The 690-nt window shown below is 60.1% G+C and carries 1 pseudogene; it reads left to right on the plus strand.

What is annotated here, in order from left to right:
• A pseudogene (locus NKJ73_RS34110) lies at positions 1–690 on the plus strand (hypothetical protein); the annotation flags it as partial.

Raw genomic sequence — 690 nt, forward strand, 5'->3', positions numbered from 1 at the left:
CCAGTGCTGGACCGCGCCGCTGTCCTGAATAATCCCGACCCTGCCGACGCCGCGCTCATCAGAGATTACACAGCGGCTCCCATCAGAGAGTACAAGGCAGCGCCGACCGGGCCGAATCCCGGTACCATTCAGACCTATGGATCTGCTCCTAGACGTTTCAGTGAATACCTGCATGAAAACAACAAGCCGGGGATTGCGGATCGGCTTCACGAGGGGTCGCTGGTTGAAGATGCCAAGCGCTATGTGAACTCCGGTGGGATCAGTGCACTAGCTCATCTCCGGAAGCCCGAACTCGGGCGCGAAATTGCCCTTGCTGCTCGTCCGGAAGACGCAGTCGGCATGGAGGCTCGTGCCATTGGGGACGCCGCTGCGCAGCGCAGCGGGCCGCAGGAGGCATTGGGTCGGCCAGAGAAGCCCCCTGGGAAAGCTAAAGACGGGCGGGTGCTCGGCGCATTGGAATTGCTAGGCGACGAACATATCCAGAGGGATTACCAACTCCTGGAGCAGGAGTTGCAGGGGAACAATCCAGATCTCGCCGCCCGGACGCGGTTCGTGGATCCCCTCGTAGCCAATTATCATCTGCGCTTGGGCTCCAAGAGCGTCATGCTAAGCGCATTCCAGCGCATCGTCCATAATCAGAACGGTAACGACACAGCCGACTTCCTGTTCGTGCCAGTGAGCGATGGCGGT

The sequence above is a fragment of the Mesorhizobium sp. M0074 genome, from assembly GCF_040322975.1.
Lineage (GTDB): Bacteria > Pseudomonadota > Alphaproteobacteria > Rhizobiales > Rhizobiaceae > Mesorhizobium.